Genomic DNA, 15,850 nt, shown 5'->3' with positions numbered 1-15,850 from the left:
TAGAACAGGTAAGGTCTAAAGGTAAAACATGTTAGTATCACACATTACCACGGCATTTAGGGTATTTAAGCGGCATAAGTTGTACGCGCTTTTGAATGTCTTTGGACTAAGCATAGGTCTTGCTGGGGCGCTTTTAGTGGCGTTATTCGCAGAGTACGAATTGTCGTTTGATAAAATGCAGCCCGATCATCAGCAAGTATATCGTTTGCATGTTGATGTAAATGTACCCGGCTTAGAAGAGATCCCATTAACGGTTGTAAGCATTGCGCAAACAGTGTCTTCACGCAGCGATGTAAGCGATTTATTGGTGTTGGCAGATGTGGTTGATAGCGATTTGCTTTCCGCTCATATTAATGTTGCAGGGCAAGCATTTAAGCTGCGTAATTTATATGGTACATCGGCTAATATTCGCGATTTTATTCACTTAGAGGTGATGCTTGGCAACCTAGAACAAGTACTCTCTGTGCCCAATCAAATAGCTCTGAGTAACAGTGAAGCCACAAGGCTGTTTGGTAGCGCCAGTAAAGCGTTCAGACAAACGTTATTGATGGGCGAGCAAAGTGTCACTGTGGGTGCTGTTTTTGATGATTTACCCGATAACAGTCACTTTTTGTTCCATGCTTTAGTGTCTGTTGATTTCACCATACATAACGATATATCGAGTTATGTTTATCTAAAAACTCAGCAAGGAGCTGATTTAAAAGACATCGAAAAGCTGTTAGCTAGTCGTCTTATCGAAAAATATCAGTTAAAGAATAGCCAACTTGAGTATCGTTTAGTGCCGATGCGAGAGGTGTACTTTAAAGCCCATTCGCCCTTTGAATTTAAACCAGGCGGCTCGGCTTTTTTAGTGAACTTGAGCTTGGTGCTAAGTGTCTTACTACTCGCTATTGCTGCAGCCAATTACATTAATATTGCGGTATCGCAATTGCTTTATCGCATCAAAGAAATTGCCATGCGCAAAACCTTGGGGGCGAGTAAGCGACAATTAATACTGCAATTTTTGTTAGAAGCCTTGCTATTGGTGATCCTTGCTACGTTGTTAGCGTTGTGTTGGGTTGAGATGTTATTACCAAGTTTTAGTGCCTTTGCGAATCGACCATTGCAGCTTATTTGGGACTGGTCACAATTGCTAGCTGTATTGGGCGTGGTGTTTTTATTGGCTTTAATATCTGGTGCTTATCCGGCTTTTTGTGTCGCACGCGCACCGCTAAAAAGTTTACTTGCAGGGCAATTGCAAACAGGTCAAGCGGTGCGTAAAGGCCTGTTAGTATTTCAAGCAGCCATGGCAATGGCCTTAATTGTTTGTACTATGGTGAGCTTACAACAGTTAACGTTCTTGCAAAACTTGTCGCTTGGTTATGATGCGACAGATCGCATTGTGATACATGATTTAAGCAGCAAGCAATTGATGGAAAAAGAACACGCGATACTTAATGAGATCCGTGCGCTGCCAGGTGTCATGCAAGTGACCACTACAGACACAGATTTAACCGACAGTATTCTTGAAAGCTTTTATTTCCGTTGGCCCAATGGCTACGAAGAAAGCGAACTGCCACCGACCATAGGCACAGGTTTCCATGCCGTTGAAACCTTGGGTCTGACACTACTTGCAGGCCGAGATTTTTCACCACAGTTTCAGAGCGATTGGCTGCACTCTACCGATGAGCATACTGAGGCGCAGCAGGGCGAAGGTAACCTTCAAGCAATGGCTATTTTGGTGACCGAACAAATGGCAAAGCGTGCTGGCTACGATAATGTGGATGAGGTGGTAGGTCTGCATGTTCAGGGGCTTTATCGCAATATTAATGCAACCATTGTCGGTGTGGTAAAAGACATTAAAGTCGGTTCGGCGAAAGATGATTGGCTGCCTGTGTCATTTTCAGCAGGGTATAGCTCGCAATCAACCGTTCGATTGGTGGTAAGCACCGAACAAGCAAACTTTTCTCAGTTATTTAATCAGTTACGCCAGCTTTTAAAGCAGTTTAATTTAACCGCCGATCCGCAATTTAGCTTGATGCAGCAAGACTTAGCCAAGGTTTATAGCGTCGAGCATGATTTGTTTGTGCTCATTCGAAACTTCTCTGTGCTGGCCATGTTTTTAAGTTGCTTAGGTTTATTTGGACTTGCTGCGTTTGCAGCGAAACGTCAGCAAAAGCAATTAGCCATTCGAAAAGTATTGGGTGCAACCCGTTTAAGTTTAGTTAACCTACTTGCCCGTGAGTTTTTAATCGTAGTATTCGCAGCAGCGGCAATTGCTTTGCCTCTAGCTTATTGGCTAATGGATGACTGGTTGCAAGGTTTTAACGACCGTATTGAGCAAGCCGTGTGGGTGTATGGCACTGCGGCACTTTTGGTCGCACTCTTTACTTGGCTGACTGTCGCAACCCTTGCCTTCAAGGCGGCCAGCACCCGTCCATCATTAATCCTTCGTTATGAGTAACACTTAACTCATGATCCACTCCAAGCCTAGCAATAAAGCTGGGCTTTTTTACACCTTTAAATGGCCACCAAGTCCAGCAAATTCTTTATGCAGAAAAACGTCATATACAGTTAGCTAAAAATGAGCGGCAGACGAATTAACCTGTTTTTTAAATTGCTCTTTGTAACGACGTGATAAGTTAAGTATTTTTCCCGTTGTAAGTTTCACTTCACTATCACCACTTGGCAATGGCGTGATTGATTCAATCACATCGAGTCTAATAGCATGAGAACGGTGAATACGGCAAAAACCTTGCGGTTCTAACCGAGATATAAGATGGGTCATGGTTGTACGTAGCGGATAAATACGTGAGCCAATATGTAGGTTTACGTAATTGCCGCTAGATTCAAGCCAGTCAATTTGATCTGTACAGATGATGAATTCTTTGCCTAGTTTTTTAACCAGTAATCGGTCGAAATTCAAATCCTGTTGGGCGTTTTCTTCATGATTGATTGGCTTGGCTTCGCCGGTTAATTGGCTAACAATGTATTGATACGTTTTAATAATCACAATTAAAGATAAAAACCCCCATAAGTCTTTACGGTATTCATAAAGTAACTCAAACCACAGCAACCCGAAGTCATACTGCATGTCTTGAATTGTGTAAATGAACTCACGGATAGCGACCATGATCCCTACGTGTAATAAGGAAAAAATAATGCTTGCGAATAAATAAGTGAGCAATGAGCGAGTGATCTTTTGCCAATTAAAGGGTTGGGTTTGCAATAACCAAACTAAAGCAGGAAATAATAATAAGGTGCCTATAGCGCTTGAATATTCCCAGACAAAGGGCTCCCAAAGCAAAAATGACAGTTCACCATCGCGTTGGGCTTCCATGATATCTGAGCTGGCATTAATAGTGTTATTTATAAAAATATAACTAAATAAAAATAATGTCGCATACCAAGTTCGGTTACGCTGAAAATGCATTAAGGTGATCATTATTATTGTTACTCTTTGAAGACCGTAATTAGACTAACAAGATAGTGATAAATCACCAAACATACTATCCCTGATATCCACCGTTTATCCCTACTGATTGTTTTATCGACCTTTTCTGATAGCTTAACGTTATGTGTTGTTCATAGTTGTTATTAACTTGTCGTAACCATAATCAATCATGAAACTTAAAATAATAATTAAAAACACAACACGCACGTTATTGCAGCCATGGCAAAATGCGTTTAATCAAGCCGTTGAGTTACCACCGCGTCGTTATGATTTAGATTGGCTAAGGGTACTTGCCTTTGGCTTATTAATTTTTTACCACACAGGTATGTTATACACTCAAAATTGGGGCTTTCACTTTAAAAGTCAGTATTTATCCAGCAATATAGAAAACATCATGCTCTTATTGTCGCCTTGGCGGATGGGGTTAATCTGGTTTATCTCAGGTGCTGCACTGAGGTTCATAATTGCGCGCGCTAGCTTAGGTGGTTTTTTAATATCACGCAGTGTCAGAATATTACTGCCATTATTAATTGGAGTTTGGTTTATTGTGCCAGTTCAGCTATATGCGCAAATGAGCCAAGAGACCGGTTTAGCGATAAGTTACTGGCAGTTTTACTTGCAGTTTTTTGATTTGACAAACCCTCTATTTGAATATTATCAAGCAGGTATTTGGCCTCATGTTGATGTAAACCATCTTTGGTACTTACGCTCGTTATGGCAATTTACCTTATTGCTCGTGTTTGCTCTGCCACTGCTTCATCACCATTATGTTCAAACAGTGATTACACGTCTATGTGAACAGTCGTTATTAATTATTTTTATCGTATTGCTATTGCCGCTTTGTATTTTAAAGTTGAGCTGGCCGAGCGATACATTTCGATACCCCATGGGTGCTTTATTTTTACTTTATGGTTACTTACTTGCGTGGCACTCAGTATTTTATAGTCGGCTACTTCTTCATTGGAGGGCATTATGCGTGGTATTTATTGTAGGTTACCTGATTGTAGTGGCGGGCTATAACATGATTTGGCAAAACTCAGCTGCCAGTCAGTGGCAAATTACGGGCATGGATATGTTGTATACCGCGCAACGATTAGTTGGTGTGTTAATGATGCTGGCACTAGCACAACGTTTTTTAAATCACGATCACCCTAAATTGGCTTTATTGAACTCAGCGGTATTTCCTTTTTATCTCTTACATCAAAGTGTGATTATTGGCCTTGCCTTTTATTTATCGAAGCTGCAATTAGGTGGTTTCATGGAGTCACTACTTATACTAAGTCTTACTTTTATTCTTTGTTGGCTAGTGTTTATAGGTGTGCGTCGCGTCGATTTATTAAGTCCATTTTTAGGGATTAAAGTCACAGGTAAATATAAAGCATGGCAAGTAAAAGTTGGTTTTGGTTGTGGACTAATCCTAGTAAGCCCATTGATTATCAGGTTAATCTAAACAACTATACCATTGGTATAAAATATACGTAGCGGGCTCGTGTAGTATGTGCTTTAGCGAACGATGTGACTTAAGTGTGTACTTAAATATCTTTTATCTTCACCGCGGGGTTTCCTGCTACTAGGGTATTTGCCGCGACATCTTTGGTAACTATTGCCCCTGCGCCAATCACGGCATCATCAGCAACTGTAACACCCGCAAGTATAATAGCGCCTGCACCAATCCATACATTGTTGCCGATGCTAATCGGCGCTGCAAAATTAGCTTTTGCTAAACGCTCGGTAGGGTTTACTGCATGCGATACCGCGAGTATTTGCACATTAGGGCCTATTAAGCAGTCATCGCCTATCGTAATTTTCGCATCAGATAGCGGCGCATCAAGCATTGTACAGTTAATATTTATGAAGGTGCGATCACCTATTTTAATACCACTGCCATAATCACAATGAAAACCAGCTTCAATAACAACCTGTTCGCCACAGTGAGCAAACATGCTTCTTAGTCGTTTTAAATTGCCTTTACTTGGGCTTTTGGCAAATAAACGGCAAATTTCATGGGCATTTTTTCGTTGTTTTATAAATGACTCTTCTAAACTATTAAATGCTTTCATAATTCATTATGTAATGCGTAGAGTAGTCACATTTTACGTTGTCCTTTACCGATTGCAAAAGAGCATGTGATATTACGTCATAACCTTGCATTGGGAGGTCTTAACCATTTATTGAGCCAAGCAGACTGCTCTTTAAGTAAGTATGTTAAATTCTCTTTCGCTCTATAAGAGTGGCCTTCATAAGGGAGCATAATTAGCTGAGTTGTCTTTTTATTCGCAACCAATGCTTGATACATTCTCATGGATTGCATGGGGTAAGTACCGGAGTTTTGATCATTTTCGCCATGAATAAGCAGTAATGGCGCATCTATTTTATCTGCGAGCATGATTGGTGATAAGTCTATATATGTCTCTTTTGCTTGCCATAACGTACGCTTTTCACCCTGAAAGCCAAAAGGAGTTAATGTTCTGTTGTAAGTGCCACTGCGTGCAATACTATAAATATAAGAAATCTATTCATTGCGTAATGCCTTTATTGGATCTTGTCTAAGTGTTTTATTGATTGGAAAAAAGCTCGTGATGACAGCCATAGTTAAAAGGCCAAGCCAGATGGATAGTGTCAGCCACCAGTTTATAGTCAGGGTTACATTTGGTAGTGAAAAGCAATAACCAATGATTAAAAATGCTAATGAAAAGGCGAGTACCAAGCTCATCGTTATGGGTTGCATAAGCTCTAGTAAACTTTCTTTTAACAATCTTAGGTTATCAGCGCCCATAGCAAGCTTAACGCCTAAACTATATTTGCGTACTTTAATTAGGTAGTTAACAATGCCGTTTATGCCAATACACACCATAAGCAATGACGTTGATGCAAGGACAATAGCAAGCCAGGCAGCGTTTAAATGGCGTTGTCGTTGCTCATCAAATTGAGTTGTTAATGACGCTAATGAATGTATATCTAAGCGTTTATCAATCCCGTAGATCAGTTGCTGAATTTGCGATATTGATGCGGAATCTTTCATTGTTAGAAGGTAGGTATATTGACTCCAACCTGGATAATCGTTGGGTGTGAACACTTCAAAGTTTTCACTTTCAGGTCTTCCTGGTACGTAGGTATTACTGACTACACCTACGATAGAATAAAACGTTTTGCTGTCAAAGCTGACTTTACTATTTAGTACATTTTGTGTGTTTTTATCCAACATATCCGCAAGGCGTTGATTGACTACAATTGGCGGATTTTTGAGTTTTTCATCACCTTTGTTAAAGCCCTTGCCTGTTAATTTAAGATCTAATTCTGCAAAATAATTGTTGGAAACTAAGCTATTACGCGCTTGCGCAATATATTGACCAGCTTCATCATATATTTGATTGACGTTAACCGTATCGGGTAAGCGCTGTTCTGATGAAGTTGCCAAACTGCTCACATTATTGAGGTTTAATAACTGCTGGATAACCGCTTTATGAATATTGATTCGCTCATTAGATTTGTAGATATTACTGTAATTTATTGTAAGTGAGTATTTACCTTTAGTGTTTATGCCATTATCTCTCAGTGCTTCAGAGAGTGTAACCAAAACAACGTGACTTGCGGCAGTTAATACTAAAAAGGAGAATAAGATCTGTAAGCCAACTAACAAGTGGCTTGTCGCTGAACTCATTTGTTTTCCGGTTCCTTTACCGCTGCTTTGCAAGCTACTAATTAAGTTTTTCTCTTTTACGACACTCAATTCTATAAATGAATACAGTGCAGCAATAGTAACAATCAAAAATGTTGAAAAGAGAAGCGTATTAATGCTTAGCGAAAGCGTATCTAATCGTTGTATGGCGTTTGCGGCTAAGCTTTGAATAACCATAAACCCTATTTGGGTGAGTGTTAATGCTAGTATGACAGCAATGCTAATGAGTAATAGGTTATGTTTTAGTGTTTCAACAATGAGTTGTTTTGTACTTGCCCCAAATGCAAAGCTAATAGCAATAGGTTTTATACGGGTAATTGCTTTTGCAAGTTGCATACTAGACAGGTTGATCAGTGCAATGATTAATAATAAACAAACGCCTAAAAGCAACATAAGTACTATTTTTCCGCTATCACCTTTTAATGCTTCACTAAATGTCGTGATACGTGCGTTAACAGTAAAGTCTTTCAGAATATTAGGAGCATAGAGCTGAGCGCCTTTCAGTGATAGATCTGATAACTGTTGTGTGATTGCAGATTCTGATACTGTACTTTTTAATCTAACCACACTTTTGTATGCACCCATAAACCCATTTGCTGTTTTGGGATCAAATACCTCATCGACATCAATAGGTAACCATATTGCATCGTTTATATTTTTGTAGTGGGGCAGAACAAGATTATCTGGAGCTACACCAACAATAGTAAATCGGCGTTGATTTAACTGTATTTTTTGACCAATGATATCACCTCGCCCCTGGAAAAGTTCTTGCCATGCCCTATAGCCTAAAACGACAGACATGTGTTTACTGCCGAGCGCCTCGGTGTTATTAAATAATCTGCCAAGTTCAGGTTTTACACCAAGCAGGTCAAACAAGTTATTAGATGCAAGAATAACGTCTACAGCGGGTCTAGTTGGCCTGTCTAATAATTTATAACTGGTCCACTTATGGTAGGTAGCCATGTCAGTAAAGAGAGTATTTTCATTCTCTATATAACTCATTACTTTTGAATTACTAGCAGGGCCTGAATAGCTTTTTGAGTTTACGGTGCCTTCCAGTAAATATAAATTATCACTTTGTTGATAAGGTAAGGGGGAGAAAAAGACTAAATCCACTAAGCTAAATGCACTTAGTACCATGCAAAGAGTGAGCGCTAATGTAAATACGGTAGTTAAATAGTACTGTTTAGCACGTTTGAAGGTATTGTAGGCTACTTTTAACATGGCTGAGCAACTCGATTTGCCTCTATTGGCGTATTGATATCATCATTTTCAGCTATTACAGAGCCATCTTTTAATTGAATATTACGAGATGCCATGTTGGCATAACGCGGGTCATGGGTCACTAAAACGATAGTTGTGCCTTGCTGATTAAGGTCTTTGATCAATGCCATGATGGCATCACCGTTTTTAGAATCTAAGTTACCTGTTGGTTCATCGACAAGCATAATTCCTGAATCACCAGCTAAAGCGCGAGCAATGGAAACGCGTTGCTGTTGACCCCCTGATATTTGGTTAGGGTATAAATCAGTTTTATCTGCAAGGCCTACTTTTTCTAAGCAATCTAAAGCTCGTGCATGGCGCGTTGAAAGCGAATCCCCTCTGTATTTTAAAGGCAGTGCTACATTTTCTAAGATGGTCATTTCATCTATTAGATTAAAAGATTGAAATACAAAGCCGATTCTGTTTCCACGAACTTTAGAGCGCTGCGTTGAGTCCATATCAGAAACCAGTAAGCCGTCGATGTAATATTCACCGCTTTGTGGGGTGTCGAGTAATCCCATAATATTCAGCAGAGTTGATTTTCCGCACCCTGATGGGCCTGAAATAGAAATAAATTCGCCATCATAAACAGTGAAGCTAATTCCTTTTAAAATTTGACTAACTTGATCGCCATTGGTAAAGGACTTAGTTAAGTTATTAACCCTTAAAATTTCAGTGTTCATACTTCTAGCTCTCTATTTTTATCATTTTTGTTTCAGCAGGAATATCTAAGGTGGAAATAATAACTTGCTCGCCAGGCTCTAAGCCTGATAACACTTGAATTAGCTGTCCTGATGTTTTGCCATATTGCACATCAACTCTAACAGCCCTGTTATCACTCGTTAGCTTGAATAGTGAACCATAGGCTCCCTCTTTAGCATCACTGGGTTGTTTTATGTAATTCATATCTTTTTGTACGTCAGCGTAGATGGTTGCATCAACCTGTTGCATTGGTTTCATGCTGCCATGCTCAATTGCTTCAAGTTCAATATCAACCTGTACAGCACCATCATTGATAACAGGGTCAACACGAACGACTCGTCCATGCACCTGCTCATTGAGTGTTGTAATGTCGGCTTTCATGCCCATTTGAATTAAGTGCGCTTGAATTTGCGGAACTTTTATTTCCCCAACTAATGGCGATAGGCTGCCAATGAGTGCAAGCTCAGAGCCTGCTGTTACACTTTGCCCTAAACTGAGAGGAAGGCGCTGGATGACCCCTTTCATTCCTGCTTTTACAGATAATTGCTCGACCATAAGTTTTGCGACGTTGAACTCATCTTCTGCTTGAGAAATAAGATCATCTTGAATTGAAAGTGCTTCTTTTTGCATTTCAGTGAGCTTGTCTAATTTTGATTCTTCGAGGCTGATGCGTTTAAGTAACTGCTTCGCTTCCAATTCATTTTTTTTAGCACTAATCCCAGAGACTATTCCCGACTTAGCTAAAGAGCGTTCGGCTTCTACTTGGAGCATGGCAATTTCTGCTTGTGCTTTTAACTCAGAGATACTTGATTCATTGTTTAACAGCTCCCGTTGTTGCACTAACAAAGTTTGACGTTTCTGTGTCTTTGCATTTTTGAGCTTTGCTAAAGCTAGACGAAGCTTACTCTCAAGCTCAGGGTTGTTTAATGTCAGGATAACTGTATCAGGCTCTACAACGGCCCCTGCTTTTAGCTTTATTTCGTCGACAACAGCATTGCTGGTGGCTGTGAGCAGTCTTTTATTAATTGATTGAAGAGAACCATAACCTTCAACTTTAATAGAAAAGTCACCTCGCTCTACTTTTGCCATCGTTACAGATTCAAGAGAGAGCACTTCTGCATTATCTGCAAACCCTAACCGCCAACCAGATAAAAGCATAATGGCTGACAAACCAATTAACCCCTGATAAACAAGTTTAGATGAGAGTTTCATTATTTTTTTCCTTCCTAACTCATGTGATCATTTCTCTGCTATCAATGCACGTTTTATCAATATAAATATTTTTAACTTACTAATGCTGTGGCAAAAGGCTTGAAGTCGAGAAGGTAAAATACGTAAAGGTAATCATGAAACCAATAATCTTCCTCTGATTTTACTGTGACTAAACTGTAACTTTTTTATTTATCAAGTGTTTATATTGTTTGTAGTAACCTAGTTAATAGTAAAGTACAATATTTTGTAGAGGGATCATTAAGGTAGATGAGTGACTCAGTTGTATGCTTATTCGGATTGGAAAGTGCTATTTAAATACAGAAGAGATGTCTCTTCTGGTTGATGAACAGTCAATTATATTAGAGCCAAAGGTATTTGCTGTTTTAATGTATTTTATTGAGCATAACGACCGTTACATTTCAATGGCTGATTTACACCAAAACCTATGGCAAGATCGTTGTGTTTCTGATGCTGCTGTTAGACGAGTTATTAGTAAAATCCGTAGTGTATTAGGTGATGATCACAAAGAACCTACTTTTCTTCAGTCTCTTCCGAAACGGGGCTATAAGCTTATTTGCACTATTGAAGAAGTGTCCTCTATAGAAACAGAGCAACCTTCGAATACAAACATCCCAACTAGTCAAAGAAAAAAATATAACCTTATATTAGCAACCTTTTCGATAGCATTTATTTGCGCTCTGTTTGTATATTTTCTACCTAAAAAAAACCATGACGATCCCCTGACAGTTATTGACACTATTACTTCTGAAAAGCGATCACTTGGCGTATCGAATAATGGTAAGTACATCGCTTTTAGCAATCGATTAAGTCACGAGAGTAATTATCAAATTTACTTGAAAAATCTAGATAATCAGTCAATTAAACCTCTCACAGACACTGCAACCTTGCCTATTGGATTAGCATTTTCAAATAATGATCGATATTTATACTTTTCGGATAATGATGTTGGCTCTGCAAAAATTAAGAGGGTATCTCTAATAAACCCAGCGAATAACGTAGAGGTGTTAGTTTCCGATTTTCATTTTATTACCAGTGTATTTTTTAATAAAAATGATAATAGCCTATTTTTTACAGGGCAAAAGCAACCTCACGGTAGCATGCTTCTTTATAAGTTAAATAGAGTAGGCGGCCTTATAGAAGAAGTGACATCTGTGGCTCAAAAAGGGGTGTATGACTCATATGCTGATATTTCACCTGATATGAGTAAAGTTGCTGTGCTTAGAGTATTTTTAGACAGTAAACGTAATAACATACGTATTCTTGATCCTGAAACCGGCAACACGCTTTTTAATTATGATCATCATGATGTGATTTACAGCTTGCAATGGCTTAATGATGAGCACCTTGTTTTTGCTGATAAGAAACAACTGATAAAGTTAAATATTAAAACAGGCAATACAGAAGTGGTTATGAATACCACTGTTACAGCTCTAAACGTACTTGACCCACATACTTTATTGGCGATTAAAACTCGCGAAAGACTTAATACTTTTATTGAAAAAAAGCTTCCTATGGAGGTATTTAAAACCACAGAAGTGATACAAAGTAATAACACTGAACAGGGGCGTATTACCACCTATCACTCTTTAGGCAATAAAGTGTGGGTGATAGAAAAACGCAATAAAGTTAATTATTTAACTCTACATGAAAAGCATAACTCTGCAAGTAAAGTTGAATTATTTCAAACCGAGCAGCCACTTAAATTGATCAGTCCTTCAAAATCTGGACAATATGTATTACTCAAGCATCATAACCGAACCGCTATATTCAATGTCATAACGAATACATTGAATTACGTATCGAAAACAGATGAATTGATCGGGGATGTCAGCTTTTCCGATAATGAAGACTCTATCCTCTATTCTATCAAAACAGATGGGGAGTGGCAGATTTTTGAACAGACTATGGCAGATAGAACGAATACGCTCCTTTTTAAAGGTTATCGTTATATTCGCGAATTTGAAGGAGGGTACATAGTGGGTGACGAGTGGGGGAATTTATCTCGATTTGATGCTTATAATAATAGCTTTACGGCCTTACCGATAACGCTGCCTAACGATGCAATTGTAAACTGGGCTATTGTTGAAGATAGAGTGTTATGGAGTAATTATAACCTTATTGGCAATACAACTTTCTATGAAATGAATATAAATGATGTTGATGGCAGCACTCTGTTAACACAGGAGTTTCCATTTAATGAAGTTTGGCCTTATTTCTATGTGGATAAGATAAATAATTTAATTATTATTAAAAGGTTAGGAAAGCAATCTACAGAAATAGTTTCTTTAAGCATTTAATCAATGGCTCTATAGGCCACATATCTTAATAAGGTGTGTTCTCAAAACATTGACTTGCCATTTATATTGTTTCGTTTAAAATCCAAAAACTTTCGAAACGAAACTTATGTGATCATATAAATGACAAAACGAAACACTCAACAACGTCGCCATACAATCTTAAGCCAAGTGAATGAACTTGGTGAAGTTGCTGTTGAAGCGTTAGCTGAGCAGTTTCAAACTTCTGAAGTGACCATTCGTAAAGATCTGACAGCACTTGAAAAAAGTGGCTTATTACTGCGCCGGTACGGTGGTGCTATTGCACTGCCGCAAGAAATCGTTGCAAATAGCAATGAGAAAAGCGACTCGCTTCGCAAAATGGCAATCGCACAGGCCGCTGCAAAGCTGATTAAAGATCATAACCGCATCATCATTGATAGCGGTCGCACTACCGCGGCGATGATCCCAGAGCTTGCGAGTAAACGCGGTTTAGTGGTGATGACAAATGCTATTAATGTCGCTAACCGACTACTTTCATTAGAAAATGAGCCAACATTATTGATGACTGGGGGAACCTGGGATCCGCATTCAGAATCGTTTCAAGGCCAAGTTGCGGAGAATGTTCTACGCTCTTACGACTTTGACCAACTCTTTATTGGTGCCGATGGCATTGATATTGATAGAGGTACCACAACCTTCAATGAATTAGTGGGGCTTAGCCAAGTAATGGCTGAAGCTGCCCGAGAGGTAGTGGTGCTGGTAGAGTCAGAAAAAATTGGCCGAAGAATACCTAATTTAGAACTGCCTTGGCAGCGTGTTACCACTGTTATCACAGACAACAATCTAAGCGCAGATAAGCGTGAGGCGATAACAGCATGTGGAGTACAGCTGATCTGTGCAGAAATTGAATAACCCGTAATAAGACCGACAACACCTTATTACATTAAATTTATGACAACACATACCGCCCAAAGTAAAACGCTTTGGCATGTGCAAAAGGAGAAATTATGTGTGGAATCGTTGGGGCTGTTGCAGAACGCCCAGTAAACAAAATACTTGTTGAAGGCCTAAAGCGTCTTGAATACCGTGGTTATGATTCGGCTGGTGTGGCTTTACTTAAAGGTACTGAGCTAAACACTGTAAAGTCAGTGGGTAAGGTTGCTAATCTTGAAGCGGCACTGAATGATGCAGCAGTAAATGGTACTACAGGTATCGCACATACACGCTGGGCAACTCATGGTGGCGTAACTGAAGCGAATGCTCACCCACATGTTTCGAACAGCGAAATTGCCCTAGTTCATAACGGTATTATCGAAAACCATGCCAGTCTACGTGATGCGCTTAAAGGCGACGGTTATGAGTTTTTATCAGAAACAGACACTGAAGTAATGGTGCACCTTATTCACCAACTTCGCCAACAGCACGATACGCTTTTAGCAGCAGTACAAGCTGCAGTTAAGCAGTTTGAAGGTGCATTTGGTACCGTTGTTTTTGATAAAGCGAACGACAACGAAATCATCGTAGCGCGCTCTGGTAGCCCATTGGTGATTGGTTTGGGTCTTGGCGAAAACTTTATTGCCTCTGACCAACTTGCTCTATTACCTGTTACACGTAGCTTTATTTACCTTGAAGAAGGCGATGTTGCTCGTATTACTCGCGACAGTGTTGAAATTTTTGATGCAAACGGCGATGCAGTAGAGCGCGAAGTGATTGAATCAAACATTACGCAAGATGCATCAGGTAAAGGCGAATATCGTCACTACATGCTGAAAGAAATTTACGAGCAGCCACTTGCTGTACGTAACACGCTTGATGGCCGCCTAGTTAATGATACTGTAGCGATTGATGCCTTCGGCGATAGTGCTCAGCAAATCTTTAAAGATGTAAAACACGTACAAATTATTGCCTGTGGTACATCATATCACTCAGGCATGGTTGCTCGTTACTGGCTTGAGCAGTTTGCAGGCGTAAGCTGTAATGTCGAGATTGCTTCTGAGTTCCGTTACCGTGAATCATTTGTACATGAAAACAGCTTACTTGTGACCATTTCACAGTCTGGTGAAACAGCCGATACGCTTGCTGCACTTCGTCTTGCAAAACAGCAAGGTTACATGGCGTCAATGACCATTTGTAACGTACCGGGTTCATCGTTAGTACGTGAATCTGATTTAGCCTTTATGACAAAAGCAGGTGCTGAAATTGGTGTTGCATCAACTAAAGCTTTCACCACACAGCTTGTTGGCTTATTAATGCTAACGGCATCTATTGCGCAAGAAAAAGGCCTAGATCAAAGTGCGATTGTGAATGCAATTAAAACACTTCCTAACAAGTTAGAAGAAGCATTACTACTTGCTGAAGGGATTGAAGATTTAGCTGAAGAATTTGCTGACAAGCACCACTCACTATTCTTAGGTCGTGGTTCACAATACCCAATCGCGATGGAAGGTGCGCTCAAGCTGAAAGAAATTTCATACATTCACGCCGAAGCATACGCAGCGGGTGAGCTTAAGCATGGCCCTCTTGCGTTGATTGATGCCGACATGCCTATCATTGTTGTGGCACCAAACAACGAACTACTAGAAAAGCTTAAATCAAACGTAGAAGAAGTACGTGCCCGTGGCGGTATTATTTATGTATTCGCAGACAAAGACTCAGCGTTCAATTCTGACGAAACGATGCGTGTAATCAACGTAAATCATGTCGATGACGTGATTGCCCCAGTTGTATATACAATTCCACTACAGCTGCTTTCATACTATGTTGCGGTTATTAAAGGCACCGACGTAGACCAACCTCGAAACCTAGCAAAATCGGTAACGGTTGAGTAAGTTAAAGTATAAAGAGCCGGCTGTGGATTCTAAATAAAGTTGGAAACTACAGAACAAAGTTTGAAATATATTAAAACGGCCAATTTCATGGCCGTTTTATTACTTTAATGATATTTAGTATTCGTATACCTCTCCCACACCTCCAGACTTACCTTGTTTCTTTGTAGGAAAGTCATAAACAGCCCTAAATTGTCTTTTGGAAGATGGTTTATCTAAAATATGGCAGCAGCTAAAGCTGCTGGCTTACCATGCCATTCGATTTCTGGCTGCGCACGCAGTTTAAGTTTAACGATTCACATAACGAAGAGTCCAATAAAGCTGAATATTGAAAATATAAAAATCGTGATGATGCTATAGTTAAAGATGCCCAATAACATTAGATGAAGTCCAAAAAATTGAATTTCAAATATTAAGGCAGCCATTTTTATTTGAACAA

Annotated in this window: 11 protein-coding genes; 5 read left to right on the top strand and 6 right to left on the bottom strand. The window is 39.5% G+C overall.

Annotation, left to right across the window (positions count from 1 at the left end):
- Positions 1-28: 28 nt before the first annotated feature.
- Positions 29-2,443, top strand: a complete 2,415-nt coding sequence (locus J8Z25_RS16965; RefSeq protein WP_250661478.1) for an ABC transporter permease — start codon at positions 29-31, stop codon at positions 2,441-2,443.
- 114 nt (positions 2,444-2,557) lie between these two features.
- Here the strand turns inward: J8Z25_RS16965 and J8Z25_RS16960 are convergent, their stop codons facing one another.
- The gene (locus J8Z25_RS16960) at positions 2,558-3,421 is read right to left on the bottom strand and encodes a LytR/AlgR family response regulator transcription factor (protein WP_130052221.1); all 864 of its coding nucleotides are present in this window, start codon (positions 3,419-3,421) and stop codon (positions 2,558-2,560) included.
- A gap of 181 nt (positions 3,422-3,602) precedes the next feature.
- On the opposite strand from J8Z25_RS16960, the gene J8Z25_RS16955 reads away from it, so the two are divergent.
- On the top strand, positions 3,603-4,883 hold the full coding sequence (locus tag J8Z25_RS16955; RefSeq protein WP_250661477.1) for an acyltransferase family protein: 1,281 nt from the start codon (positions 3,603-3,605) through the stop codon (positions 4,881-4,883).
- Positions 4,884-4,965: 82 nt separating this feature from the next.
- Here J8Z25_RS16955 and J8Z25_RS16950 read toward each other — a convergent pair whose 3' ends face one another.
- The 5 genes from J8Z25_RS16950 to J8Z25_RS16930 form a co-directional block, all read right to left on the bottom strand.
- Entirely contained in the window at positions 4,966-5,493 is a 528-nt protein-coding gene (locus J8Z25_RS16950) for a sugar O-acetyltransferase (protein WP_250661476.1), read from the bottom strand.
- Between the two features lie 77 nt (positions 5,494-5,570).
- The gene (locus J8Z25_RS16945) at positions 5,571-5,927 is read right to left on the bottom strand and encodes an alpha/beta hydrolase family protein (protein ID WP_284693414.1); all 357 of its coding nucleotides are present in this window, start codon (positions 5,925-5,927) and stop codon (positions 5,571-5,573) included.
- Between the two features lie 18 nt (positions 5,928-5,945).
- Positions 5,946-8,336, bottom strand: coding sequence for an ABC transporter permease (locus tag J8Z25_RS16940; protein WP_250661474.1), 2,391 nt, complete (start codon positions 8,334-8,336; stop codon positions 5,946-5,948).
- A complete protein-coding gene (locus J8Z25_RS16935) occupies positions 8,330-9,058 on the bottom strand; it encodes an ABC transporter ATP-binding protein (protein WP_130050151.1) in 729 nt (242 codons plus the stop codon). The genes J8Z25_RS16940 and J8Z25_RS16935 overlap by 7 nt, the downstream gene beginning before the upstream one ends.
- A gap of 4 nt (positions 9,059-9,062) precedes the next feature.
- On the bottom strand, positions 9,063-10,289 hold the full coding sequence (locus J8Z25_RS16930; protein ID WP_250661473.1) for an efflux RND transporter periplasmic adaptor subunit: 1,227 nt from the start codon (positions 10,287-10,289) through the stop codon (positions 9,063-9,065).
- A gap of 284 nt (positions 10,290-10,573) precedes the next feature.
- Here J8Z25_RS16930 and J8Z25_RS16925 point away from each other — a divergent pair, with 284 nt between their 5' ends.
- The 3 genes from J8Z25_RS16925 (at position 10,574) to glmS (ending at position 15,414) form a co-directional block, all read left to right on the top strand.
- A complete protein-coding gene (locus J8Z25_RS16925) occupies positions 10,574-12,607 on the top strand; it encodes a winged helix-turn-helix domain-containing protein (RefSeq protein ID WP_250661472.1) in 2,034 nt (677 codons plus the stop codon).
- A gap of 120 nt (positions 12,608-12,727) precedes the next feature.
- The gene (locus J8Z25_RS16920; protein ID WP_054552250.1) at positions 12,728-13,498 is read left to right on the top strand and encodes a DeoR/GlpR family DNA-binding transcription regulator; all 771 of its coding nucleotides are present in this window, start codon (positions 12,728-12,730) and stop codon (positions 13,496-13,498) included.
- A gap of 95 nt (positions 13,499-13,593) precedes the next feature.
- Positions 13,594-15,414 carry a glutamine--fructose-6-phosphate transaminase (isomerizing) gene (glmS, locus tag J8Z25_RS16915; protein ID WP_130050154.1) on the top strand — a complete coding sequence of 607 codons (1,821 nt, stop codon included), beginning with the start codon at positions 13,594-13,596 and terminating at the stop codon, positions 15,412-15,414.
- The last annotated feature ends 436 nt before the right edge of the window (positions 15,415-15,850 follow it).

Origin of the sequence: Pseudoalteromonas sp. SCSIO 43101 (assembly GCF_023650775.1) — a bacterium.
Taxonomy (GTDB): Bacteria; Pseudomonadota; Gammaproteobacteria; order Enterobacterales; family Alteromonadaceae; genus Pseudoalteromonas; species Pseudoalteromonas apostichopi.
Note: the sequence above shows the minus strand (reverse complement) of the source record. Positions and strands in the feature narration are given on the sequence as shown.

Excerpts from the sequence above, each read along its gene's own strand:
- J8Z25_RS16965 (WP_250661478.1), top strand. The coding sequence starts at position 29 with ATGTTAGTATCACACATTACCACGGCATTTAGGGTATTTAAGCGGCAT.
- J8Z25_RS16955 (WP_250661477.1), top strand. The coding sequence starts at position 3,603 with ATGAAACTTAAAATAATAATTAAAAACACAACACGCACGTTATTGCAG.
- J8Z25_RS16950 (WP_250661476.1), bottom strand. The coding sequence starts at position 5,493 with ATGAAAGCATTTAATAGTTTAGAAGAGTCATTTATAAAACAACGAAAA.
- J8Z25_RS16940 (WP_250661474.1), bottom strand. The coding sequence starts at position 8,336 with ATGTTAAAAGTAGCCTACAATACCTTCAAACGTGCTAAACAGTACTAT.
- J8Z25_RS16935 (WP_130050151.1), bottom strand. The coding sequence starts at position 9,058 with ATGAACACTGAAATTTTAAGGGTTAATAACTTAACTAAGTCCTTTACC.
- J8Z25_RS16930 (WP_250661473.1), bottom strand. The coding sequence starts at position 10,289 with ATGAAACTCTCATCTAAACTTGTTTATCAGGGGTTAATTGGTTTGTCA.
- J8Z25_RS16925 (WP_250661472.1), top strand. The coding sequence starts at position 10,574 with ATGCTTATTCGGATTGGAAAGTGCTATTTAAATACAGAAGAGATGTCT.
- J8Z25_RS16920 (WP_054552250.1), top strand. The coding sequence starts at position 12,728 with ATGACAAAACGAAACACTCAACAACGTCGCCATACAATCTTAAGCCAA.
- glmS (WP_130050154.1), top strand. The coding sequence starts at position 13,594 with ATGTGTGGAATCGTTGGGGCTGTTGCAGAACGCCCAGTAAACAAAATA.